Below are 26,109 nucleotides of genomic sequence, written 5' to 3' on the forward strand. Positions count from 1 at the left end.
GTATTCATTTCAGTAAAGATAGTTACTGATTATAATGTATGGGTCACATTAGCTAAACATCTTGTGTATGGTTTTATGTAATAATGTACCCCAATAGTCAGCAAACCAAATTTTATATTTTTACTTTATTTATATACAACGATTAACAGATACAATGAGTAAGGGTTGTCAGGCGAATGTGTAGTTTGAACATTCACGGAGTTGATTGGATAAAGCTACTTATAAAAACTACTCTGTATAACATAAAGTTGCTTTAAAGGTTAACTGCTTTTTACGGTTTAGGTCTCTGTTTGCCCGTGTAGAACGTATTTAATTGAATTTAGTTTGATTTTAATAGCACATAAACAAATGGTTGGCATTATGTATAAACAAAAAGAGAGAAGTTTAATGAATCGTATTTCAAGTTCTTTGCGATTGGCAATGGTGTCTACTATTATCTCCACCGTTGCATTAGCCGCTTCTACACTTTCATATGCTGATAGTACCACCATACCGGTAGATTTGGCTGGGGCTAACACATCAAAATATGAAATTGCCGTTTTGCAAGTATTGTCCGAGATTTGTCCCCCAATATTAGATCAAAATCAACGTAGTGGGTTTTTTAAAGCTTATGACTACGAATTAAAAAAACAACTGCCTACAATTGATAACCCTAAAGCAGCAATACAATACCTATCCACACAGCAAGATTATAAGAGTATTCTCACCAGTATGCGTAGTTGGACAATGGGCTTTCCTCAAGAAGATAATAAAGCACTGTGTACAGATCTCGCTAACGCTTCTTTTTAGATCCACACACTAAAAGACCGACTCAATTTGAGTCGGTCTTTTTTATTCTAGGCAGTTAGAAGCTTAACGTGTTTGCTTAAACTCAGCTACTACTAAGTATTTATAACCTTCTGGAGTTTTTAACTTTTATAAATTTTTTTTGAGACCTTTTTAAGACATCATTACTGCATAAAACAAAATCTATCGGCGGTATTTAGTGAGCTGATTTTATATTTAAATGTATCACACTACTTTACAATTTGATAAAATGGCCTCCTTTTAGACTACCAATTATACTAAGCAAACACAGTAGTTTAACCTTTAAGAACTTTAAAATTAATTCATTAGAATTGTATTACTTAAAGATCTGCACCTAACTGATATAAACATGGTATTCGTAATATGACTGCTTCAACTAATAAAACCTCTTTAATAAGCTATATCGCAAATTCTGCACCCATCCGCTCATGGATTACTGGGGCAGGTTTAGCATTGCTTTCTACTACAAGTCTAGCTGCCGTAACCGCGCCTGAGATGGATAACGCCTCTTATGTATTAATGGACTATGACACAGGCGTCGTTTTAGCTGAAAAAAATGCAGACCAGCCTCTCCCGCCTGCTTCACTTACCAAGATGATGACCAGCCATATTATTGAAAAAAAGCTACTGGCTGGAGATCTTAAGGAAGACGAACCCGTGCTAATGAGTGAAAATGCGTGGTGCCGCGGTAGTAGTAGCCAATCTTGTATGTATGTCCCCGTTAATAAAACGGCATCAGTTATTGATATGTTACGCGGTATTATCATCCAATCTGGTAATGACGCTTCAAAAGCAATGGCCGAACATATTGCCGGTAGCGAGGCTGCTTTTGCAACCATGATGAATGAAGAAGCGAAGCAACTTGGCATGGAGAACACAAATTTTGTGAATGCCACAGGTATGCCAGCTGAAGGCCATGTTGCCTCAGCACGTGATCTTGCGAAACTTGCACGTGCTATTATTAAAGAAGGTGGCGATTACTATAATATTTATTCTGAAAAAGAATTTACCTATAACAATATCACTCAAGGTAATCGCAATGCGCTTTTATTAACTGACTCAACCGTTGATGGTCTAAAAACAGGCCATACCAATGCTGCTGGCTATTGTTTAGTTGCTTCGAGTAAGCGCAATAACATGCGGTTGATTTCTGTCATTATGGGTGCTGGCAGCATGCAAGAGCGTGCTGATCAATCTCGGACCTTGTTAAATTGGGGTTTTGGACACTTTGACACCTATGTTGGCGCTCCTGCCAATCAATATGTTGAGACCGTACCTGTCTATTTTGGTAAATCTGATAGTGTGAAATTAGCGACTGGCGAAGCCTTAAAGGTGTTGATTGAGAAAACACAAAAAGATAAAGTGAATACAGTCGTTAATATTTCAGATAATATTGAAGCACCGATTCAAAAAGGTCAAGAAGTTGGCAAGATGCTGGCTGTCGTAGACGGAAAAACTGTTGCCTCTGTTCCTGTGGTGGCTACTGAGGATGTCGAAAAGTCTGGTTTTATAAAGCGTGTTTGGCAACACATCACAAAATGGTTTGGCGATTTATTCTAAACAGATTGTCTTAAATACTTAGGGTTTCTTTTACGTCATATATACGTATATTTGGTGGCTGATTTGCGAGTAATCGTTGCAAATCAGCCATTTTTTTATTATTACAAATCCTCATGTGAAACCTAGGCGTATCTTGCGCAGTGGCATTAAACTAAGCAGCTAGGACTTGAGGAGAATAAAAAAACGAGACCATACCAATCATTTGTTCTTAGAGCCTTTAAACTTTTGCTGACGTTTCTTTAACGACTTGGCCTTAACCGCCGCTGGTTTTTTGCCTATGTAGGGGTTTTTATTCATCTTGAATTCAACCTTGAGCGGTGTTCCTTCAAGCTTAAATACTTTCCTAAATTCGTTTTCAAGATAACGCTGATAGCTTTTTGGCAAGGAGCCAGTTTGGTTACCATGAATAACAATGACTGGTGGATTATGACCACCTAAATGTGCATAGCGTAGCTTGATTCTTCTGCCGCCAACCATAGGTGGTTGGTGAGCAGCAACCGCATCTTCTAATATCTGGGTCAATCTATTCGTAGATACTTTAAACATAGAAGATTGGTAAGCTTTATGAATAGATGGGTATAAGTTACCCACATTGGTACCATGAAGCGCTGAGATAAAATGTACTTTGACATAAGATAAGAAATCAAAGCGACGATCTAACTCTATACGTATCATTTCTTTTTTATCGTCTGACAACCCATCCCATTTATTGATAGCAATAACGATGGCTCGTCCTGCATCTAAGGCATACCCAAGCATATGTAAATCTTGATCCACAATACCTTCTTGCGCATCAATAACAGCGATAACTACGTTAGCATCTTTGATCGCCTGAAGTGCTTTAATAACAGAGAACTTCTCTACTTTTTCGTCAATACGACCCCGTCGACGCACGCCAGCTGTATCAATTAATATATAGTTTTTCCCATTACGCTCATAAGGAATATAAACACTATCTCGCGTGGTGCCTGGCATGTCATATACAACAACTCTATCTTCGCCTAACATACGATTAACCAAGGTCGACTTCCCAACATTTGGTCGACCAATCACAGCAAGCTTCAGGCCGTCTTGTGGCTGCTCTTCCACATCTTCAGGCATGTCAGCGGTTAGGTCATCTAAGAAGTTCATCAGGCCTCGACCATGACTTGCAGCCATGGGGTAAGGCTCGCCTAAGCCTAACGCATAAAACTCTGCTGGGGCGGCATCATGAACACCATCTACTTTATTTGCAATCAGATAAACAGGTTTACCTAAGGTATGCAGTTGTTTTGCAATTTCTGCATCAGCACCTAGCATACCTACTCTCGCATCGACCACAAACACAATAATGTCTGCCTCATGGATTGCTGTATGCGACTGTGCGGACATGTAATCGTCAATACTGCCTTTTACATCGTCAGCTTCACCTATACCACCAGTATCAATGACAATAAAGGATTTATTATCATAAGTAGCATCGCCATATTGGCGATCTCTAGTTAAACCAGATAAATCAGCAACTAGGGCTTGACGTGTCTTGGTCATTTGATTAAATATTGTCGATTTGCCAACATTCGGGCGACCAATTAGGGCAACGACAGGTTTCATGGACATCTTTTATCTCACTTGATTTGATGAAGCTATAACCACTAAGTTGTCATTTGGATTTGGTATTATTATTCATTCATACACATTTTTATTTATTGATGCGTATTCATTGATATACATCACGATATATATCACATAGGTACACAATGCATAAATAGGCTTTAATAAACATCGATAAGTATGTTAAGCATATATAATCTGATCCACATTTGACTTTGTTACTTAGTAGCTATTTGAATTCATTTGAATTTTAACTAGAATTAACCTTGTTTTAGCAATCATTGATAATTATTAGCAGCTATTTGGTAATCAAAGCATCATGACCTATATTTATACCATTTAGAATATACTGGTAACCGCTTATTAATTAATTTTGAAACTGCTTTGTTATGATAACATGGTTTTATCGCATTTATAACGAGCCACACTCTAACTATGTCAAGACGTTCTGCACCATTTGAAGCCCCAAATCATCTTATTGATAACCCAAACAGCAAAGATGGCATAAAACAAGCTAAAGCGTTGCTTTCTACCTTGCAAGTGGATATTGCTAAATTCCGTCATGGCCATTTCCCACCGCAAATTTTAAGGCAAATACGTGATATGCCTATTTACCAAGGCAATCACGATGAGGTTAAACTATACCAACAGCAATGGCAGCCGCTTATTGATCGCGCATTGGCTTTTTATCCGTCGGCATATCTGCCTCCTGATCATCTGCCACTGCCTGCAAGTCTAGAGATTCCACAATTTATTTATCATGTTCAACGTCTACATTTAACCAAGACACGGGCTAAGGAATCTAAAAACTTTGGATCTATAGGCGCTTTAGTAAATAAATGTGGTCCTTTCTCAGATGAGGAATATAGACGGCTGGAAAGCGTCTTTGTACACGATGATACAGCAAGACTCGTTGCGCATCGAGAGTTTATTGATTTAAGAGCTTATGTATTTTGTCGCAATCACAAAGGCGAGTTACTTGAACCCGAACGGTTGCGTTTCTATCGTACTGGACTGATTATTCATGTCCTACCTGATTTCAAGGTGGTCGACAGCAGACAAAAGCCTCGTAAACGTCGCAATGATGCATATACCAACCTATTGGCAAATAACGGAGTCTGGAAGATTTATAAAAAGAGATAAAATAAGACGCTTTGCCATTTTCTATTTTATGGGTTCTTAAATATACCTTGTGGACATACTATTTGGTTACAAAGCCCCTACCACCTACGTTTTAACTTAAGGACAGTTAATGCTTTCAGCCATAACCATTCAACCAAATTTGATGCTGCAAGCCACTATATTTTTAGGGGCAGCACTATTGTTGGTACCTTTAGGCAAGCGGTTGCATATCTCAACCGTACTAGGCTATTTAATCACGGGCCTTATACTGGGCCCTAGCGTACTAGATGTGGCAGGTAATGCGGAAAGCCTGCTACACTTCTCTGAATTCGGCGTGGTAATGCTGCTGTTTGTCATCGGTCTAGAATTACAACCATCAAGACTGTGGGCGCTACGGCGTTCAATATTTGTGTTCGGTGGGCTGCAAGTCGGAGTTACCGGAATTATCCTGATGGCTCTTGTCTATCAGTTTGCTGGCCTGAAGCTCGATACTGCTTTCATTGTCGGATTCGGCTTGGCGCTGTCTTCAACCGCCTTTGTGTTGCAAGTATTGAGTGAAAAAGAGCAACTTTCTAGTACGCATGGCCGTGAAGCGTTTACCATCTTACTCTTTCAAGATATTGCTGTTATTCCTCTACTAGCCGCCATACCTTTTTTATCAGGGGTGCGCCAGCAAACTTATGACTTAATGTATTTTGGCAAAGTAGTGGCAGTATTCGGCGGATTATTTTTAGTCAGTCGTTACGTTGTTCGTCCATTCTTTAAATTTGTGGCGTCAAGCGGTGCCACTGAACTGCTTACCGCAGTTGCTTTATTTATCGTTATGGGTGTCTCAATGTTGATGGGTCAAATTGGTCTATCAATGGCATTAGGCGCATTTCTGACTGGCGTACTGCTAGCTGACTCTGAGTATCGTCATGAACTTGAATCCAGTATCGAACCTTTCAAAGGATTGTTGCTTGGTCTATTCTTTATGTCAGTAGGTATGCTGACAGATGTGAAACTTGTTCTCGACCACCCCTTTGTTATTATCGGTTCTGCCATTGTGCTAATGTTCATTAAGTTTGGGATTATCTCTATTATTGCGCGTCTGTTAGGAAACCGTTTACCTACCAGTATCCGCCTCGGAGTAACGCTGGCACAAGGTGGCGAATTTGCATTTGTCTTATTTGGTACAGCAGCCACACAAAATGTACTCCGCCCTGAACTTGCGAATATGCTCACGCTTATCGTAACTGTATCTATGGCGCTAACCCCATTAGCCTTTGTATTATTGGATAAAATTGGCGAACCTATCTTTCAAAAACGGCAGCCAAGTCGAGAGTACGACAGTATTCCTGATCATGAACATCCTGTTATCATTGTAGGATTTGGCAGAGTGGGTCAAATTATCGGCCGAGTACTGCGTATGCAGAATGTCGAATTTACGGCGATTGAAAGCTCAGCAAACCAAGTCGATTTTGTGCGCAAATTTGGTAACCAAGTCTATTATGGTAACCCACAAAACCCACAAATCTTACGTACAGCGGGCGTGGATAAAGCAAGACTATTTATCATAGCAATTGACGATATTGAGCAATCTATCGCTACTGCTCGCTTTGTACATAATCACTACCCTCATCTAAAGGTATTGGTTCGTGCGCGTAACCGTGCTCACTTTTATCGCCTACGTGAAATTGGTATTACTCAAATTTGGCGTGAAACCTATTTATCTTCACTCGATATGTCACGTGAATCTTTAGAATTATTAGGGTTATCTCCTGAGAAAGCACGGGAAACAATCACTGCCTTCCGTGACTATGATGATAAATTGCTCAATCAACAACAGGCAATATATGAAGATGAAGCCAAACTCATTGAGTCTGTACAATCCTCGTTGCAAGAGTTGGAAAGCTTATTTGATGCAGATCATGATGAAGGCAAAAAGTTGGATCTAGAGGAGATTGAAACCGCTGTTGGACTACATAAACCTTCAAATTAATATGGTTTTAACTGCGGATTATTAACGGGCTGCCTTTCAAATACTGACATATAGCCCTTACACAAAGTTAAATGCATTTTAGAAGAATGACTGGCAACAGCCCTTGATTAGAGCAGTACATCATTTTGGTCATTCTTCTGCGCAACTCTTAGGCTTCTTCTTCTCGCTTAGAGAGGTAATGCATTGCCACTGCACATCCTTATCACTTGATGGACGATACATAATAAACGTCTGTCCATTTAAGTTACGGTTTGGAAAAGGAACATCATGTATGGTGGCGATCAGCGCACAACTGCTCTGCTTTTTACCAAGTGCATCCGTATGTTCTACCACCTGCAAAGTCATATTTTTACCAGATGTATTTAGCGTCATCCCTACAGGGCACTTACCCTGTACACGATACATGTCTTCGATGTGACTCGTGACTGTACGAGTTGTTAAAAACGTATTTTGAATAATGCCGTTTTCTTTAGGTTTCGCATAAAGCGGCAGAAACTGCACTTGTATGACGGTTAGTAGAAAGGCAAACAATCCAAAGGCAATACCGAGTCCAAGTTGACTGACCCCCCCTTCACGCTGCAAATGGGATTTTTGTTGTTCTAAATCTTTAGGATATTCTGTAATCGCATCTGCAATCTCTCGGCGGGCCATACGATAATAATAGGCATCTGTCCATCTCGCTACCATGACCGCCCAAAAGATCCATATTACCCCAGCGATACTCAACCGAGTCATCATGTGATATGCGCTTGGTATAAATGGGATCAACGCAAATTCAACTGCACTTAAAATGATAGCGATATTCAATTGGATAAATGACCAGCCAGCCACTGTATACACGATTGAGTCCAAATAACGCTTACGGTATAGCAGCCAGCCAAAAGTGGTAAAGAAAGAAGCCCAGTGCCATTTGGCCGATAAATATCCTTGCTTATCAAACTCTGCAAAACGTTTCAGATAATACGCCTGTGACCGATTACCAATAAACCACTTATCAAGCTGTTCTCGCTGAGCGGGCGTGAGCTGCTCTTGATAAAAGGGTGGCGGGGAACTCTCTTCAATAAAAAGCATGTCGGCGAAACCTTTTTTGCAGACATAAAACATACACATTGTGCTTATACCAGCAGCTATTACTGGTTGCGCATCGTTTTGTATAACAATACACGCTATAATACGCCAAAATTCATCCTTTTTTTAGTAACTTTTTGCCATCGCAATTAACTTTGTTCTAACTAACGTTAAACCATAACAAGTTAGCACAGCTTTCGGCTAAACCTAAGATCATCTTTGACTGTGTAAGTTGCTCACTGATTGCTATTTTGTATTAAGAATTATTAAAAGCATCAAAGTTGCTTACGCATTTTTTGCTTACTGATTTATAGTTACTAATAGGTTTAAAGCTACCCAATAAAGTTAAACACAAAGCTAGCTTTTAAAATGTAGTTAACTTCAAAAAATAAGATAGTTTTAAAAACAAAAGTAGCTTTAAAAATCAAGGCAACTGCAAAATATAATTTAATAACGTTAATAATGGACGATAATTTAAATATGAGCGCCGATAATAGATCCCACTCTAAAACCCCTAGTTCAATTGAAAGCCTTAACAAAAAACCGCTTATTGACATGGTAAGTAATCAGTCAAATAGCCATAAAGCTGAGAGCTCAAATATTAACGATAATACCGCTAGCGATAGTCACCCAAGCCAAACTAATTCGGTAAAAGATACCACAAGACACCACCGTTTTATAAACACCTTTATGAAGCGCCGTACACACGTCAGTAAAAATGCCGAACACGCTTTGACCGATCCAGCTTATAAAAAGTACATCATTAACTCGGTAGATGAGCGGGGGAATGGTTTAGTAGAAGATATTACCGATTTGCGTACTCTATTTGCCGATATAAGTGAGACACCGAATGGTGCTGATGCCCCTCTAACTTTTGAAATTGGCTTTGGTATGGGTGGCTCGCTCATTGATATGGCGATAACCGACCCTTCCCGAAATTTTGTCGGTATTGAAGTCCATGAACCTGGTATTGGTAAATGTGCTTTTTTGGCGGGAGAAAATAATCTCAACAATCTTAAAATCATAAACGGCGACGCCATTCAGCTCATGCAGCAATTACCAGAAAATCATATAGATCGTATACAGCTCTACTTTCCCGACCCTTGGCAAAAGAAGCGACATTACAAACGCCGCTTTGTCAGTCCCAAACGTATGGAGATTGTGACACGTGTGCTTAAATCTGGAGGCTGGTTCCATACCGCAACCGACTGGGAACATTATGCTTTTTGGATGCTAGACGTCCTCGATAATTTTGATGGATTAACCAATACAGTAGGCCAAGGTAACTTTACACCCAGACCAGATTTTCGACCTTTAACAAAGTTTGAGCAAAGAGGTATAGATCGAGGACATGGGGTTTGGGACTTAATATTTAGTAAAGATTAACGGCATCTGGCTATGACCTGGACCAAGCGACAATCTAACGACAATCTAACGACAATTTAAAGAATTAATGAGTAGTGTCTTTATTGTGAAACATCGCTGTTGTAAGCTGGTTAATCCCTCCTTTTTTAGCCATGTTTTAGTTGTGAAATAAATTTTATATTTAACTCATTGATTCATTATGCACAATAGAACTCGGTCGTTAATGCACGGATTATAAAGCTCACAAGAGTTTTCCCCATTAACTGTGGATAACTTTGTGGATAAGCCGCTACTTGACAAGATACAACCCTGATAAAACCATGCATCACATAAAATTGTTCATTTTTCATACAATTATTTATTCTTTTAAAATCAACTAGTTATGATCCAACAGTCTTTTAGATTATAAAATAATAATATTTTTTAAAATTATTTTATATTCATTATATGTTCCACGAATTGACCCTTTAGTTTTAATTAAACTGTGGATAAGTTATAAATATATCGTATTTAGTGTTGACTTTTTAACTTTTATACACTTGTCACGTCGAAGTGACTTTTACGTGACTTATCCCCTTTTAACCCAAAAACTAAACCAATAAATTTTATATATTCTAACCTCCTATTTATATATTCTAACCCCCTATAAAATTAATATGTTTTAGACAGATAAGAGAAAAATTAAATGAAGCTACGTATTTTAACAGTGGGTAGTAAAATGCCCGAATGGGTCATTAATGGATTTGATGAGTATCATAAACGTATCCAGCCCATGCTTATTACTGAGATGGTAGAACTACCTGCTGCTAAAAGAACTAAGAACCCTTCTGAGGCTAACCTTGCTCAGTATCGAGAACAAGAAGGAAGAAGTATTTTGGCGGCGCATCAAAGTAATGCTCGTGAGAAGCTGTGGGTATTGGATGTTAAAGGCAAAATGTTGTCTACTGAGCAGTTAGCGACAAACTTAAGTGACACCATGCAGCTTGGGGACGATGTGGCACTGGTTATTGGTGGCGCTGATGGGGTATCGCCTGAAGTGCTGAGAGCAGCAGATTTTAAATGGTCTTTATCTCCACTTACTCTCCCCCACCCTTTAGTGCGTGTGGTGTTGATGGAGCAGTTATATCGTGCAATGAGTATTAATAACAATCATCCTTACCATCGAGGGAATTAACACAGTGAGAGGTTATGTTGTTGTCATACGAATCATAGGGTTTTAATGTAGAATTCTGCATGGTCGGTTATACCTAGTATCTGTAGTAGTTACTACAAGTAATGACAGATTAAAGGACTTATCGGCATACTCTGAATTAATTTTGCATGCTTTGGTATATTTAAGCCAGTAGTTCCCAATTAATATTAAAAGTCTAGCCCAACGTATCACATACATAAAAACTAACTTTAGTGTATAAATTTACATTACTAAACACTCTATTTACAGTTTACGATTCAAGTATACATTCCGTGTCATTTCCTTACCAAACTCAATCTAATCTTTATTTTTATGGTGCTATTATCCGAAAAACCAGCTATTAGTAAATTCGATACTGTAAATATAACTGTAACTTTAGTTTAACGAAAACAATAGTTTAAACGACAGACTCTGTATTTGGTCCTAATTTAAATCTTTAATATCACTTTCGTTACACTACACTCCAACACACTCCAACCATTCATTAATAGTTTAGTAATATTGACGAGGATACTAAAATGATTCCAACATATACCCCACAGCGACGTCCATCATGGCGTGGTGTATTAGCAGGACTTCTAATGGGTCTAATTGTGGTCATGGCCATGATTGCTTTAGCACTGGTATTAAGTTCTTTCCTACCGTTTAGTTTACAAGGTACAAGCATAGCTGCTGGTATTTATACTGCGATTACCGCTTTAGTTAGTGCCTATGTCGCAGGCTTCTTTGCCGTTAAATATTCAGCGCCTGAAACTCTTTTTGGTGATGGTACTGAAATTGACCCTAAAGATGCCACTTTAACAGGTATGTTAACGGCGGCTTCAATGGTTGCTTTAACCACTTTAATGGCAATCAATGGCGCAACTAGTATTTTATCGACTGCGACAAGTGCAGTAAGTAGTACGGTTAGTACCGTAGCCAGCACTGCTGCTACTGCTACTGGTGGTGTAGCAAAAGCCACTTCTGGTGCTGTTGGTAGCGCCGTTGAGCAGTCAGATGTGAACGTGCAACAAGAAGCAAAAGAGATTTATGACAAAGTAACTGGCGATATTAGCCGTAGTGATATTGAAGGTTGGATAGCTAAAAATACTCAAGGTCTTAACCAAGATCAAATTAGTGCCACGGCTGATGTGGTTGAAGAGATGGTAAACGAACAAAAAGCTGAGGTACAAGAGCTTGACTTGACTAGCCTTGAAACTTGGAAAAATATCGATGAAGTGGCTAAGAACCGTTTAGCCGATATTGAACAAACGCTTAAAAGTGATGAAATCATCACTCGTCTTCAAGCGGAAGGTCTAAGTGAAAGCGAAGCGCAAGAAGTCCGTAATGAAGTGGTTGCTTCATACAATGAGTACAAAACTGAAACTGAGCAAATGGTAGCAACTGCCCAACAAAGAGCAGATCAAGGCTTACAAAAAGTGGATCAAGCGCTTAATACCGCTGAAGATGTAGCACGTAAAACAGCCTTGTATTCAGGTCTATTCTGGTTGATTAGTACGCTATTGACTTTCATTGCTAGTACTATGGGTGCTCGTAGTGCCGCCGCTAATTACCGATTAGATAAACCCATTGTTAGAATGGGAGATAACATCCGTTAATTGATTAGATGGGTTAATTGAGTAAGTAGGTGGTTTACTGCTTGATAAAAACTGTCTATTTCAATCCTATTAAAATAAAGGACATACCTTTAATTTAAACATTGCTGTAAGATTTTGAAAGCATCCTGAATTTTCAGGGTGCTTTTTTTTTATTCATTATATTAATCTTTAACATTATATTATTCTTTAAATATCTATAATCCCCCTATTTACAATGATTATTATAGTTAGAATGGGACAAGGACAGAGCGTATTAGCCTTGAAGTCAAAAAGACTCCCTAAGATGCTAAATCCACTAAATCAGGTATAAACTGATTCAACAAGATAATTGACCAATAGATTGATTATTTATCAGATAGAGTATTGGCGTTAATAAGGTTTAATTGTGCGTATATGTTCACGTAGCTTGTTTTTTTACGGATACTGGGCTAAAACGTCTAGTCTACGTTTACGAGATCCTTTAGTGTAGTAATGTTAATGGAACAGTTATCAGTTATACCGAGCAATGAGTAGTCATAACAACCATCCTTATCATCGGTGGCATTAAGGGATAGATAGATACATTGAAAGTAGAGACAAGTGACTTGGTGCAATCCGAAAAACAACGACATAACCCATAACGCTATAATACAAATTAGGCCAATATCTTAGTAATAAATACTGCCACTAGAGCCGGTAACCGTTTCTTTGTCGAACTCAATGGCTGCTTTAAAAATACAGCCCTGCCCCCATAACTAGGCCATGACACATTTATATTCTTCACAGTCTTTAGGTTCACAGTATCTTAGTATGGCAACAAGTAACCCCGCACGCAACTTACTCAATCGTAAATCACAGGCTAGGCAATTGACCAGTCTGGAGGCGATGGCTATTTCTGAACCTTATGCAACTCTGCCTAGCCTGTTTATCTCCCACGGTGCGCCTACTTTTGCCCTTGAAAAAAATGCCACTACCAATGCACTGGCTCGAACAGGGCAAAATTTGCCGCCGCCTAAAGCCATCATCATCATGTCAGCACACTGGGTATCGCATTCTTTAGAAATTGCCAGTAATCCCAAACCCCAAACATGGCATGATTTTTCTGGATTTACCCAAAAGCTATATACCTTAAATTATCCCGCTAGCGGCCATCCTGCTTTAGCAGAGTCGTTATCGTCACAACTGAATAAAATGGGGTTGCCCAATAGCGTGAACCCACTGCGACCTTTAGATCACGGTGTCTGGGCTCCTCTTCTTCATCTATATCCAGACGCAAACATCCCCATTGTTCAGATATCTTTACCTAAAAATTTTGATGCCTATGCCTGTTATCAATTGGGCAGCTTATTTACCCAACTGCGCCGCGAACAAGTACTAATCATTGGTTCGGGCAGCATTACTCATAACTTAGCGACCATAAAGTGGGATGCCAAAAGCGAAGAGGAAAATGCACTGGCCTTTAAGCATTGGCTGCTTCATATGCTCAAAACAGATATTGCTACTGCCTTAGACTGGCAACAATTTACTGAAGTTAATAAAGTCCACCCTACCCCAGAACATTTACTACCGTTATTTTTTGCACTTGGGTGTGGTCAACGGGTTTCGGTAATTCACGAGAGTATGGCTCATCACAGCTTAGGTATGGACGTGTATCGCTTTGACTAACTAAAATACGACCTCAAAGCCCATAACCAATTCGCTACACAAAGTGAGCGACTAAAGCTTTAACTTTGTTAAAATCTATTTTTATTAGAACTCAACTTCATTTCAACCCTATATCATTTAAACCCAACTTCAAGCGAGGCCATTAACTTGGGAAACAATAAGCTAGAAACTACAAATCAAAATGCAGTGGTATTGCTCTCTGGTGGTTTAGACTCCGTTACTTGTCTATATTGGGCAAAACAACGTTATGCTAAGGTAACCGCTGTCAGTTTTAATTATGGTCAACGCCATAACAGTGAGCTGATAGCCGCTAAACGTATCGCTAAACAAGCCGCAGTGGATCATAAAATTATTGATATTGATATCGCCCAACTTGGTGGTTCTTCATTAACAGATTATGATATGACGGTTCCTGATGGCGATACTGATAAGTTCCCTACCCACACAGACGTCATTGATAACGCTGCCATTCCCAACACCTATGTGCCAGCACGTAATACCATTTTCTTATCTTATGCGTTAGCGGTAGCGGAAGTTACTGACTCTAATCACATTGTGATTGGTGTGAGTTCGGTAGATTACTCTGGCTATCCAGATTGTCGCCCTGAATATATCCATGCGTTCGAAATTATGGCAAATCTAGCAACTAAGGCTGGCGTAACAGGTCATAAGCTACACATTCAAACGCCTCTGCAAACACTGACCAAGGCAGAAACTATAAAGCTTGGCACCTCTCTTGGCGTGGACTATTCACAAACCGTTTCTTGCTATAAAGCAGATAGCGAAGGCAAAGCTTGCGGCATTTGTGACAGCTGCACCCTACGTAAAAGAGGCTTTAAAGATGCGGGTGTTCCCGACCCAACTCCATATCAGGCTTAAATAGCAATATATCTAAAATAGGCAACGATAGTCAGATAAAGTTATGGAATCCGGTAGGCTGTTACCGATGCTTAACATACTTTTTCATTTTAATAGCAAAAAGCAGTATTTTTATAGGCATTTGCTTGCTATGGTTTAGTTCTGCTATTTTTAGTTGTTTGATACTCGAAATTAAGAACCTGTATTGACCACCTAAAGTTAGGATATTTTTAGCATAAAATGAGCCAATACAAGGCCCCTTTAAGTTAAAGACAAGGCACTCTTAAGTTAAAAGCACGGGTTGCATTCTATTTAATCCTAATTTTAACGAACGAGTGGCTTGTGTAAGACGAAAATAGCCAATTAAAGTTTGTGAATACAGCTTCTAATAATTCTCAACAGTTAATAAAGCTTGAAATGTAATCGCTATTTTTTTTACCTCCACATATTATTTAGGACTATTTATGACATTTACTTCAAAACTTAATTTACTGCCCATTCTTGCACTAGGCACTTCTGCTATGTTAATGATGTCGTCAGCGAATGCTTTAGACGTTAAACAAGAGATGGTCAATAGCTGCGTTAAACAGGCCGTTAATGATAAAATTGCCGATAAAGCAAATGCCTCTAAACTATGTAGCTGCACGGCTGATGTTCAAAGCAAAATGACTGTTGGTCAAATGTGGGAAGCTGAAAGCTATGCTAAGAGCGGTAAAAACCCAATTACCCTGCCTTATATTAAAAAAATGCAACAAGACATGCAAAAGTGCTCAAAAGGGTTGAAAATTAATAACCCAAGTAAAGCCAAATAGTTATTCAGTCACTGTTTACTTCATTATTAATTCACTGTTAAATAGCTATTTAAGACGGTAAAATTAATACTGTCAAACTATTTAACAGTGAACCTATTTTTATATTTAAACCGAATATGAACGCTAAAAAAGCAGGTTTTAATTATTAATCGCCTCTATCTATGAGAGTGAGTATCAAACATTTCATATAATGACCTATTTAAGACAAGGACTGATCATGGCCAAATCGACCGATGAGACAATCACGCTTCCAGAATTTACCGTGCCTATGGTACGAAAGATTGACGGCAATATGATTGAAGCGGATATTAGCTTAAGAGATTTAATCGACAACCGTAAAAAAGGGCTGATTTTATACTTTTATCCACGTGACAACACTCCCGGTTGTACGGTTCAAGCCATTGATTTTACAGCTATGCTTTCTGATTTTGATAAACTGGGTTATGACATCATTGGCGTATCAAGAGACAGCATTGAGTCACACAAAAAGTTTATAGACAAGCAGGATTTGCAAATTGCGCTTATCAGTGATAGCGATGAAAGGTTATGTCAACACTTTGATGTGATAAAAGAAAAAAATATGTATGGCAAAAAAACAATGGGACTGGTGCGCTCTACCTTTGTGTATGATAGTAAAGGTAAACTCACGCATGCTCAGCGTAATTTACGAGCAAAAGGCTATGCTGATAGACTGTTAGAAACATTGGCTTAAGTTCTAAGGATTACGCTGTGAGCGTTAAACTCTAAGGCTAAATCGTTTAAGTTATTTAGGTCAGGTTCTGAAGCTAAATAATTTAGACCTAAGCTGTTAGAGTTAAGTAATTGCAATTGGTATAGATTATTCATCTAGCTAAACTAGGCTTTCAAATGCGCTCATCAAACATAATAAGAGTCCGATCTGCTTTTAACCATTCCATACTTAAACTAAAAATAGTCAATTGAGGGATTATCTTGTTATGACCGAAACAGCAAGTGATGCAGGTAAAGCCATTCGCCATGTTGATGCCGTTATTATTGGCGCAGGCACAGCAGGACATAATGCATACCGTCAAATCAGTAAAGTAACCGACAACCTTGTCATTATTAACGAAGGTATTTGGTCAACTACCTGTACCACCATGGGCTGTATGCCAAGTAAATTATTGATTGCAGCCGCCGAGCGTGCCTATCATGCTAACCATTCGGATGAATTTGGTGTGGAAGGTAAAGCGACGATCAACGGCAAGCAAGTCATGCAACGGGTGCAACGTGAGCGCGACCATTTTGCCAGCTTCCCGCTTAAAAATGCTGAAAGCTGGGATGAGAAAAATAAGATTTATGGTCGAGCCCTATTTACTGAATCAGGATTAATAGAAGCCCATACTTCAACGGGAAACGTGGAGTATATTAGGGCTGACCATATCATAGTCGCTACTGGCTCAACACCTTATATCCCTGAAGGCTGGAAAGAAAGCTTAGGCGATACCCTACTAACCTCAGACATTATTTTTGAAATCCCTGATTTACCTAAATCAATGGCTGTCATAGGTACTGGCGCTATTGGTTTAGAGCTGGCACAGGCAATGAGTAGACTCGGTGTTCAGGTGGCTATCTTTAACCGTGCTAAGCGTGTGGGTAGCTTACCTGATAAAAAAGTTAACGAGAAAGCCATTGCATGCTTGTCCAGACACCTTGATTTGCGTTTAAATACAACGATAGAAAAAGTAGATCGAGAAGACAGCGAAAATGGTGCTATAGCTATTATTCACTATACTGATGAAGATGGTAGGCGTCATACATGGCGGGGTCAAAAAGTCTTAGTTGCTACGGGCAGACGCAACACAATTCACACACTTGGTCTTGAGCATTTAGGCGTCAGTCTGGATGATAAGAATCGCCCGATTAATATGGATCCCATTACCGGTAACATTAAAGACAGCATTGATGGTACTGATATCTATATTGTGGGCGATGCCAATGCATTGATGCCAGTATTGCATGTAACCAGTAATGAGGGCTATTTCGCAGGTAGAGAAGTGGCTATGCTCATTACCAATAAAGCCAAAACCGTCAGTATGAGTGAAGCCATTGCGAGTGATCCTGACTGTCCTTCTGATGCTACTATTTTAAATGACGTGACTCCGGATAAAGCCAACAAGCCTACTACCCCAATGTCAGTTATTTTCAGCTCACCGCAAATTGCAAATGTCGGTAAGTCACTATCTGAGTTAGAGGCTGAAGGGTTAGCGCATGTCATTGGAGAGGTTAGCTTTGACAATCAAGGTCGCAGCCGCATTATGGGGGTAAACTGTGGATTACTGCGTATTTACGCCAGCCCCGATAGCGGTCTGGTTTTAGGAGCTTGTATGGTAGGTCCTGACGCCGAATATATTGCTCATATATTAGCAATGGCGATTACTAACGATATAACTATCGATGGCTTATTGGCAAGTCCTTTCTACCACCCAACAATTATGGAAGGATTTCGTACTGCGCTGCGTGATACGAGAAGTAAGATTCAATCCAGTAGCTTATAAATCAGTAGCTGGGCTAAATCTTTCGTTTAAATATTATCTGTTTTATCTCTATTTAAACCACACCCATATTTAAGTAAGACCTCTATTTATCTATTAAAACACCCTGTTATTTGATTAACAGGGTGTTTTTTATGATTATAGTCGCTAAATTTATCAACCACTACGCCGTTAACCTCACTTGCTGTACAACTCTACTTGCATTCAACTGCCTAGTAGCGAGTTTAAAGTTCTTTGATTATTATAATGCAATGCATCCGTTTCTAATTAGCCTATTACTATAACCACATAATGACTAGTACAATCCGTTTTAGTGGATTTAGAAAATAAGCAATGTAGAATACTCAGTATTAGCATAATTTAATGTATATTATGGATTATATAAATCTGCACACTTTCTGTTAAATGCATACTTCTGTTAAATGCATAGGCTGAATGGGTAAATAGGTTGAATTAGCAAATAGGACAGGCAATGGCAAGTAACACTAGCTCAAAACTTAGCGCATTTTTTCAAGAAATTATGCACGATTTATATTCGAGCTTATATCTAGCTATTGGGGGCGATTTAGAAGAAGGAACACATGACTGGGCATCACGTGGGGCAGAGCTTGCCAGCACTGCGATTAAAATTCTCATTCTGCTGGTAGTATTAGGCTGCTTTTACTGGCTGATTATTTATGTCATTAAGCACAATAAAGAGCGTTTTAAGCTTAGTGACAAACGAATGAATATTGTCCGCTCAACGATTCGTTACATTTGGTTTGTCAGTTGCCTTATAGCAGTCATGAGTCAGATAAATATACAACCCTCCACTGTCAAAGCAACTGCTAAGGCCAGTATTTGGGCAGGCATTTATTTTGTGTTATGGACCTCGTCTGAACAAGTTATTAGCCGGGTGCTGAAGCATTACGGACTTAATGCATCAATTGAACAACTACTCAAAAACGTATTTTCAGTGCTCATCGTGGTATTCGGTCTTGCCAGCGTTATGGCTCAGTTTGGTTTTGATATCGTCTCACTGGTAGCTGGTTTAGGTATTGTTGGCTTGGCAGTCGGTTTTGCCGCCCAACAAACCATTGCTAACTTTATTTCTGGAATAACCATCTTGCTTGAGCAGTCCATCCAGGTAGGAGATTGGATTAGCCTCGATGATAAAGAAGGCCGTGTTATTCTTATCTCACTACGTACCACCCATATTTTAACACGCGATAATATAACCGTCATTATCCCAAATTCAACAGTTGCCTCATCCGAAGTCACAAACTTAACTTCCAAAAACTTCATTCGTTTCGATATCAAAGCGCGTATAGCATTGGAGGCAGACATAGATGCCGCACGTCAAGTTATCCTCAAAGTTATTGAGGGTATGGATAGCATATTAGAGCGTCCTGAACCCTCTGCAACTATTAGTGAGATTAGTGACTTCGGGGCTATCTTTATTGTGCGCTTTTGGGTCAAACCTGCTGCTGTCGCACGTATCCCTCGTATTAAAGAAGCACTTCATGAGCAAATTAAAAACAGTCTACAAGCAGCGGAAATTGCCATTCCATACCCGCATATGCGGATTTTAATGCCTAAGGATGTTGACTATCCTATTGCAACAAAACCATTTGAGGTTACTACTCATGCGGGTAATGATGCCGATTAGTTATTAACCGCTCCTGATTCAGCTAAATTATGCCATTTTAGGTGGGTTAATTTTCTATCCTCTTAGGTTAGTATGTTAAAATCATTACCTAAAAATAGCGTGCAAACCTATCAGATTATATAAAAACACTTAGGTATAAAACCCTGAATCTTGAGCTTTTGAACCCTTATAGTCAGCGAACTACTAAACGGTTACAGTGTTAACCTCGTTACGCCTACTCTAGTAGTACTTACACTCGGTTGCCTTGTAACCATTTTAGACTTCTTTGACTATAGACTTATCATTCTTATATTAAGAATCCTTAAAGTTGCACTTCAAAACTGTACTTCTAACTCTGTTAGCTACAATTGTTTTAAAATAAATCCCACAATGGCTGAAATAACAACATACCCTGTCATAGAAAAATTCAATGTCATAATAATACACAATGTAAAGGCCTAATATGTCCACCCCTATATCTGAAAATAACACCAGTGATACTCAGCTAAGCAATCATCAAGACGATATCCGATCACTTAATACTCTGGCACCAAACAAACGCTACGACATTATCATTACCTGTGCCGATGGTTTAGAAGCACCGCTGCAAACTGAGCTGGATAGCATGGATATTACCAGCGAGATGAAGAGCACAGGTCGTCTTGCAGTGTCCGCTACTTTAGAGCAGATCTATCAGATTTGCCTATGGTCTCGTGTGGCTTCTCGGGTATTATTGCCAATAAAGAAACGCAATATCAATAGTGAATATGACGTCGCTGAGCAATTAAACGGTTTAGCAAAATCAGTAGATTGGACCACTTGGTTTGGGCTGAATAATACGTTTGCCATTCGCATAAGTGTTGATAAACGAGTCCAAGTTAGCCAGCAGTTTGCTATGTTACGCATTAAAGATGCCATTGCAGATACCTTTACTGAAAAATTAGACGCTCGCCCTGATGTCGATAGCAATAATCCAGACTTTCCAATTTATGCTACCGTCAATGAGAAACATGCTGAAATATACCTCGATTTATCAGGTACCAGCTTACATCGCCGTGGCTATCGTGTGGCAATGACGGATGCACCGCTTAAAGAAAACTTGGCAGCTGGGCTGTTATATAGCGTAGGCTGGCATAAAAAGAAAAACAGTTATAGCGCCTTAATCGACCCTATGTGTGGCTCAGGCACGTTTATTATTGAAGCATTATTAATGCACTGTGATTATGCAGTTGGCGTTGATAAAGCAGAATCACAATTTGGCTTCTACCATTGGCATGAGCATGACAGTGATCTATGGCAGCAGTGCGTTACTGATGCACAACAGCGTTTCCATGATGGTTTAGAGGAAGCGTCCAATGGTAATAAGCTACCTACCATATTGGGCTTTGATGCGGATGCGGGGGCTATCACTGCAACTCGCAATAATTTAGTTGCTGCTGGACTTATTGATCTTATTGCGCATATCACCCTTGAACAGCGTCCCCTTTCGCAGTTGAAAATTGCATTAGCCAAACCCTTAATAGATCGTAAGCTCAAACGTCCATTGGTCATTACCAACCCCCCTTATGGCGAGCGTTTAGGTGACGTTGACTTCATCAAACCGCTATATCAAGGTCTAGGCTTGACCTTACAAGATATTTTCTCTAAGCAAAAATATCAGCCTATGCTAGGCCTATTAGCGTCCCATGTTGAGCAAGCCGATGTATTACCTATTGCTGACCCTCAAACTCTGCGTTGCCATAACGGTGCGATTACGGTTTATTTTCGTTATGGTCAGATAATACGTAAGGAAGGCGAGAATTTAATCACCCGCTTTGAAAAAATGGAAATCAAAGTAGACGAAGCACAAGACTTTGTTAACCGTTTACAAAAAAATGCTAATCACCTTAAAAAGCTTGCTGCCAAAGAAGACGTCACTAACCTACGTGTCTATGATGCCGACTTACCAGACTATAAAGTTGCCATTGACGTCTATGGCGATTACGTTCATGTTCAAGAGTGGGCACCCCCTAAGACTATTCCTCCCGAGACCGCACGTAAACGTTTTAATTTAGCGTTAATGGGCATACGTGAAGTGTTCGGTATTAATCGAGAAAACGTATTTATTAAAACCCGCTCACGTCAAGTAGGTAATACCCAGTATGGTAACCCTGATTCTGCGAAGACTGAAGCCAATGCAAAATCTAGCAAAGAGACGGAACACAAACCCAATAAAGACAACCGCAATCGCTATAAAGGCAATAAATATCAGCTAGCACGTGAAGAAGCCAAAAAGCAAGAAGCCCAGCGACTCGCTCAAAAGAAACGTAAAATGCATGTGGTGGTTGAAGATGGGGCTTACTTTTATGTCAACTTTACCGATTATTTAGACACAGGGCTGTTTATTGACCACCGCAATATGCGAAGTATGATTCGTGATGCCAGTCGCGGTGCAGACGTGCTTAATCTCTTCGCCTATACCTGCACTGCCAGCGTACATGCCGCTCTTGGCGGTGCAAAGTCTGTTACCAGTGTCGATTTATCACAGAACTATCTAGATTGGGGCAAACAAAACTTTGCGCTTAATGGATTGGATGTGACCAGTAGTAAATATCAGTTTATAGCGTCAGATATTTTTGATTGGATTAAAGATAATTCAGATCAGTTTGATGTTATTTTTATTGACCCACCAACTTTTTCAAACTCGAAAAAGTTTCAGGGCACCTTTGATGTGCAACGTGACCACACGGCATTGATTAACCGTGCGATGAATCGTTTAGCTAATGGTGGCGTCATCTATTTCTCAAACAACTTCACCAAGTTTGAAATGGATGAAGCGTTATATGATCGTTATGATGTGACCGAAATTACCAATCAAACGATTGGATTTGACTTTAACCCTAAAAAGCCTATTCATCATAGCTTTGAGATTCGTCATAAGTTGTAAGTGTTTTAGTGTTTAGGGGAGCGCAGAGTCTGGGTACTTTTAAACCACCAACCCGCTATCTGCTTGTATCTTTGCCCACCACGGCAGTGCGTCTAAGCTAGCATGCGTTCCTGCCTTACGAGACCGCTTGCTAGCAAGCCGCTCTATGCCGTGGCTTAGCAAAGGATACCGCTTCTATCGGGGCTAGTTCCTAAAACTGTTCATTATATTTCCATAAATGTTTTAGTGCTGAAGAATACTCTACACTGGTAATTCTTTGTAATGCTTCATCTAACTCTTCTTGCAGTAGTTCGGCTAAACTACCGTCATCTTCCAGTGACCTTATTTCCACTGACATTTTCAAATATTCATCTGCTAAACTCTTTTCTGCCGAAATAGCCGCCTTACGTGAATTCACTAATTTACTATCATCATTAAGATTAAAAATAGCGATAGTATTAACAGCAAGCTCTTTTTTTTGCATATCTAATTTGGCTCTAGGTCTAACCTTACCAGAACTTAAGAACAAGATTAGTTCACTAAAATCTATTACATCAGGTTTACATACTTTATTTAAATCTATAGCTTTAGCTACTGAACTGCTGTCTTTATAATTCCCACAACTGTTTAAATTATTACATGAACCAAAAATATTGTCCCAGTCAAAGGTTAAACTTGGGTCTTTATTTCTTTGAATAAAATGTTCAATATGACGATTTGAATCTTTGTTATTAAGACTACATTCACAATACGCACAGAACCCATTCTGCATGTCATTGAGCTTTTCCCAAATCTCGCTACCCAAACCTTTTTCTCTTATTACAGACCAGTTATCTTTACCATGTTTAAGTTTAGCTAAGCAAGAAGGAGCATCACCACGAGATAGTTTCTTCATTGAAGTCAATTTCCTTTTAGCTCTTTAATCTTCAATTTGAATTCTTGAGTTCTAATATCGCCTTCAATTTTCTTTACCTCTGGGTGGTCATTACCAAAATGACTAACTATCTTTTTAAACAACTCTCGACCTTCTTCCGATTCCCACCTATTCTCTGCAACCAAAGCCGAATATTTAGAAAGTAAATCTGCTTCGTCTACCTTTGGTATCGCAAATGTTCCCATTATTTGCTCTAGTACATCAGCGCTACAAACACCTCTAGTCTGAAATTCTGGTGTATTTATTATAGCATTCCCTTCGTTATCAAATCGAAGTACACGAATGCAATCTTTATCAACAGTCGATAGAACTTGAGGGCTGTGAGTAGTTACTATGAACTGTAAATTAGGGAAAGTATCTTGAAGATTGATTAGTATTTCTTGTTGCCACTTGGGATGTAAGTGTAATTCAATTTCATCAATAACAACTATTCCATGACCATTTAGAGGATTATCAGATTCAGGATTTAGTTTAACTAATCGCCTTGCTAAGTCCCCAGATAAGGCCACCAACATCTTCTGACCTTGTGATAACTGAGCTATATTAACTCTATTCCCAAAGTTCTGAACCATTATTCTAGCTTTTCCTGAGCTACGATCTACTTCAAGGTTATTTACTTCTGGAACAAGCTTTTCAATTGCTTGATTTACAAGTTCTAGATGTTTTTTGTATTTAGTGGAAGTGTTAGTCTTTATTAAATCTGCTAATTCTTGTTTTTTAGATTGGAGCTTAATATTAAAAGGATCGTTTTCTGGAATCATTTTACCCGAATATACATCGTCAATAGTAGCCTGCAAAGTCTCTATCTGAACCTTTAACTCTTCAACTTCTTTAGTATTTCCACCTTGCGCTCGATTAACTAGTTCAATATAAAGTTTAGAAAAGTTTTCAAGTTTTCCACTCCCATCTAAAGCTGTTTTAAGATCGGAGTATCTATTGCTTATATTATCTCCCGAAGCTTCTTCTGTAATTGTCGAAGACAATGAAAAATCTGAACGTTCGACTGAATAAAACACTAAAAGTGGGATATTTATTGAGGAGTTATGAGAAACACTTTTATACATTTCGGCAACTTGTCTGATACCTACTACATTTGTAGGTGACCTACCGTTATAACCAGAGACAGTACTACCAATACTCACATCAAATGTATTTTTCTCATCAAACTTAAATTTCGTCGCTACTTCACTGTACTCTTTAGAACAAACATGAATATCACTTTCTGTAATAGGTCTACCAACTACGTCTGTTTTTTCTAAATTATTATTCAACCATGATAAGGTCTTAGCTATACCTTCTACAATACTAGTTTTGCCAGAGCCGTTAATTCCTATTAATACAGTAACTTTCTCATTAAATGAAATCTCTAGTTTTCTAAATCTTCTAAAATCAACCATATGCATGGATAATAAAATAAGTTTTTTATAAGTAAGTGCAGATTCTACTTTTTCCAAATATTTATAAGCTAAAACTTCATCCTTTTGTTCTACATTTTTACCTTCGAGATAATTTAGATATAATTGATACGAGGATTGAAAGTTACCTTTGTCTGAGTTTTGAATTAAGTGTTTGATAGCCCTACTTTCATATCTACGCGACTTAGTCATTTGATTCCTCAATAATTTGAGTTATGAGCTCATTAGAATATTTTCTTTTCAAAGATTCAATAAATGTAGGTTCTATATGCTTAGCATAAGCAATAAGACCTCTAAGATGTTGTCTTTCTTCATTATCAAGTTTATTAAGTTGAACATAATGAACTAAATGCTTTATATATCTTTTGCGCTCTCTTCCTAAAGAAAGCGTTCCATCATTGGTAATAGTTATACCTGTAACATGTCTATTATGAGCCTTAGATGAAAATTTGGTTTTCTTTCTGTTAATTCTTATAGCATTACCAAACAGCTGATTAAGTTTTTCTTTTACAAGTTCTGGAATAGAAAAAAGTAAGTCCTTATGCTTGGTAGAAAATGTTAAGTCATCAGCATACCGCGTATATGTAATTTCTTCTTCAACACAAAACTCACTAATAGCACAATCAAATTGGTACATAAAAAAATTGGATACTAACGGGGAGCTTGGTGCACCTATACTAAGAACTAATGTTCCACCCGTTTTTTTACTAGGATTCCAGAAAAGTAATTGTTCTAAAGTATACTTATCTTGACTAGAAGGTAAAGTCAGTAACGACTCCCAAACCGTCCAGAATAATGTATTAGAAATAGAGTTGAAAAAATTCTCAAGATCTAGCTTAAGTAAATATGGGTTATTTTTATGAGCATTTGCATTTTGTTTAATACTCATTCCTTTTCGGTACGCTATCGCTGAATCGTGAATAGGTAGACTCTGAAGCTCCAGATACTTTCGTTGATACTTTTTTAGCTCTTTAGAAGGTTGAGCAATAACTCTATGTCCAGAGGTACGCTTTGGAATAGTATAGACTTTATATCTTTTAGGCGCACTCAACAAAAAACGAAAGACTTCGTCTTCACTCTTTTTTAACTCGAATGCAAGCTGTTTTATCAAAGTCATT

General features: G+C 38.7%; 19 protein-coding genes. 14 read left to right on the forward strand and 5 right to left on the reverse strand.

Going from position 1 to position 26,109, the window contains the following annotated elements; translation table 11 throughout:
* Positions 1–360: 360 nt before the first annotated feature.
* Together AC2SLN_RS06735 and AC2SLN_RS06740 are read left to right on the forward strand one after the other, a co-directional pair.
* Positions 361–789, forward strand: a complete 429-nt coding sequence (locus tag AC2SLN_RS06735) for an MCR_0457 family protein (protein WP_486549263.1) — start codon at positions 361–363, stop codon at positions 787–789.
* A gap of 381 nt (positions 790–1,170) precedes the next feature.
* Positions 1,171–2,367 (forward strand): D-alanyl-D-alanine carboxypeptidase family protein, encoded by a 1,197-nt coding sequence (locus AC2SLN_RS06740; RefSeq protein WP_486549262.1) that lies wholly within the window; start codon positions 1,171–1,173, stop codon positions 2,365–2,367.
* A gap of 198 nt (positions 2,368–2,565) precedes the next feature.
* On the opposite strand, the gene der is transcribed toward AC2SLN_RS06740, so the two are convergent.
* Positions 2,566–3,963: a ribosome biogenesis GTPase Der gene (gene der, locus AC2SLN_RS06745; protein ID WP_486549261.1), complete on the reverse strand. Its 1,398-nt coding sequence runs from the start codon at positions 3,961–3,963 to the stop codon at positions 2,566–2,568.
* A gap of 429 nt (positions 3,964–4,392) precedes the next feature.
* Here der and AC2SLN_RS06750 point away from each other — a divergent pair, with 429 nt between their 5' ends.
* Complete coding sequence (locus tag AC2SLN_RS06750; RefSeq protein ID WP_486549260.1) at positions 4,393–5,100, forward strand: hypothetical protein; 708 nt, start codon at positions 4,393–4,395, stop codon at positions 5,098–5,100.
* Between the two features lie 109 nt (positions 5,101–5,209).
* Positions 5,210–7,060, forward strand: a complete 1,851-nt coding sequence (locus AC2SLN_RS06755; RefSeq protein WP_486549259.1) for a monovalent cation:proton antiporter-2 (CPA2) family protein — start codon at positions 5,210–5,212, stop codon at positions 7,058–7,060.
* A 129-nt stretch (positions 7,061–7,189) separates the two neighbouring features.
* Here AC2SLN_RS06755 and AC2SLN_RS06760 read toward each other — a convergent pair whose 3' ends face one another.
* Complete coding sequence (locus tag AC2SLN_RS06760; protein WP_486549258.1) at positions 7,190–8,131, reverse strand: DUF2628 domain-containing protein; 942 nt, start codon at positions 8,129–8,131, stop codon at positions 7,190–7,192.
* A 552-nt stretch (positions 8,132–8,683) separates the two neighbouring features.
* Here AC2SLN_RS06760 and trmB point away from each other — a divergent pair.
* The 10 genes from trmB (at position 8,684) to rlmKL (ending at position 22,663) form a co-directional block, all read left to right on the forward strand.
* Entirely contained in the window at positions 8,684–9,514 is an 831-nt protein-coding gene (trmB, locus tag AC2SLN_RS06765; protein ID WP_486549362.1) for a tRNA (guanosine(46)-N7)-methyltransferase TrmB, read from the forward strand.
* A gap of 664 nt (positions 9,515–10,178) precedes the next feature.
* Positions 10,179–10,667 (forward strand): 23S rRNA (pseudouridine(1915)-N(3))-methyltransferase RlmH, encoded by a 489-nt coding sequence (gene rlmH, locus AC2SLN_RS06770; protein WP_486529781.1) that lies wholly within the window; start codon positions 10,179–10,181, stop codon positions 10,665–10,667.
* 536 nt (positions 10,668–11,203) lie between these two features.
* Positions 11,204–12,283, forward strand: a complete 1,080-nt coding sequence (locus AC2SLN_RS06775; RefSeq protein WP_486549257.1) for an MFS transporter — start codon at positions 11,204–11,206, stop codon at positions 12,281–12,283.
* Positions 12,284–13,147: 864 nt separating this feature from the next.
* Positions 13,148–13,927: a DODA-type extradiol aromatic ring-opening family dioxygenase gene (locus AC2SLN_RS06780; RefSeq protein ID WP_486549361.1), complete on the forward strand. Its 780-nt coding sequence runs from the start codon at positions 13,148–13,150 to the stop codon at positions 13,925–13,927.
* 141 nt (positions 13,928–14,068) lie between these two features.
* Positions 14,069–14,806: a 7-cyano-7-deazaguanine synthase QueC gene (queC, locus tag AC2SLN_RS06785; protein WP_486549360.1), complete on the forward strand. Its 738-nt coding sequence runs from the start codon at positions 14,069–14,071 to the stop codon at positions 14,804–14,806.
* 443 nt (positions 14,807–15,249) lie between these two features.
* On the forward strand, positions 15,250–15,597 hold the full coding sequence (locus tag AC2SLN_RS06790) for a hypothetical protein (RefSeq protein WP_486549256.1): 348 nt from the start codon (positions 15,250–15,252) through the stop codon (positions 15,595–15,597).
* A 217-nt stretch (positions 15,598–15,814) separates the two neighbouring features.
* On the forward strand, positions 15,815–16,309 hold the full coding sequence (locus tag AC2SLN_RS06795) for a peroxiredoxin (RefSeq protein ID WP_486549255.1): 495 nt from the start codon (positions 15,815–15,817) through the stop codon (positions 16,307–16,309).
* A gap of 244 nt (positions 16,310–16,553) precedes the next feature.
* Complete coding sequence (locus AC2SLN_RS06800) at positions 16,554–18,113, forward strand: dihydrolipoyl dehydrogenase (protein WP_486549254.1); 1,560 nt, start codon at positions 16,554–16,556, stop codon at positions 18,111–18,113.
* Positions 18,114–18,582: 469 nt separating this feature from the next.
* Positions 18,583–19,758 (forward strand): mechanosensitive ion channel family protein, encoded by a 1,176-nt coding sequence (locus AC2SLN_RS06805; RefSeq protein ID WP_486549253.1) that lies wholly within the window; start codon positions 18,583–18,585, stop codon positions 19,756–19,758.
* A gap of 442 nt (positions 19,759–20,200) precedes the next feature.
* Positions 20,201–22,663 (forward strand): bifunctional 23S rRNA (guanine(2069)-N(7))-methyltransferase RlmK/23S rRNA (guanine(2445)-N(2))-methyltransferase RlmL, encoded by a 2,463-nt coding sequence (rlmKL, locus tag AC2SLN_RS06810; protein ID WP_486549252.1) that lies wholly within the window; start codon positions 20,201–20,203, stop codon positions 22,661–22,663.
* 190 nt (positions 22,664–22,853) lie between these two features.
* On the opposite strand, the gene ptuB is transcribed toward rlmKL, so the two are convergent.
* From ptuB to AC2SLN_RS06825, 3 genes are read right to left on the reverse strand one after another with little or no spacing between them, the layout of a single operon-like run.
* Positions 22,854–23,537, reverse strand: a complete 684-nt coding sequence (gene ptuB, locus AC2SLN_RS06815; RefSeq protein WP_486549251.1) for a retron Ec78 anti-phage system effector HNH endonuclease PtuB — start codon at positions 23,535–23,537, stop codon at positions 22,854–22,856.
* Positions 23,538–23,542: 5 nt separating this feature from the next.
* The gene (gene ptuA, locus AC2SLN_RS06820) at positions 23,543–25,183 is read right to left on the reverse strand and encodes a retron Ec78 anti-phage system effector ATPase PtuA (protein WP_486549250.1); all 1,641 of its coding nucleotides are present in this window, start codon (positions 25,181–25,183) and stop codon (positions 23,543–23,545) included.
* Positions 25,176–26,108 carry a retron St85 family RNA-directed DNA polymerase gene (locus AC2SLN_RS06825; protein ID WP_486549249.1) on the reverse strand — a complete coding sequence of 311 codons (933 nt, stop codon included), beginning with the start codon at positions 26,106–26,108 and terminating at the stop codon, positions 25,176–25,178. The genes ptuA and AC2SLN_RS06825 overlap by 8 nt, the downstream gene beginning before the upstream one ends.
* Between the last annotated feature and the right edge of the window lies 1 nt (position 26,109).

This window comes from Psychrobacter sp. CX90, from assembly GCF_057396305.2.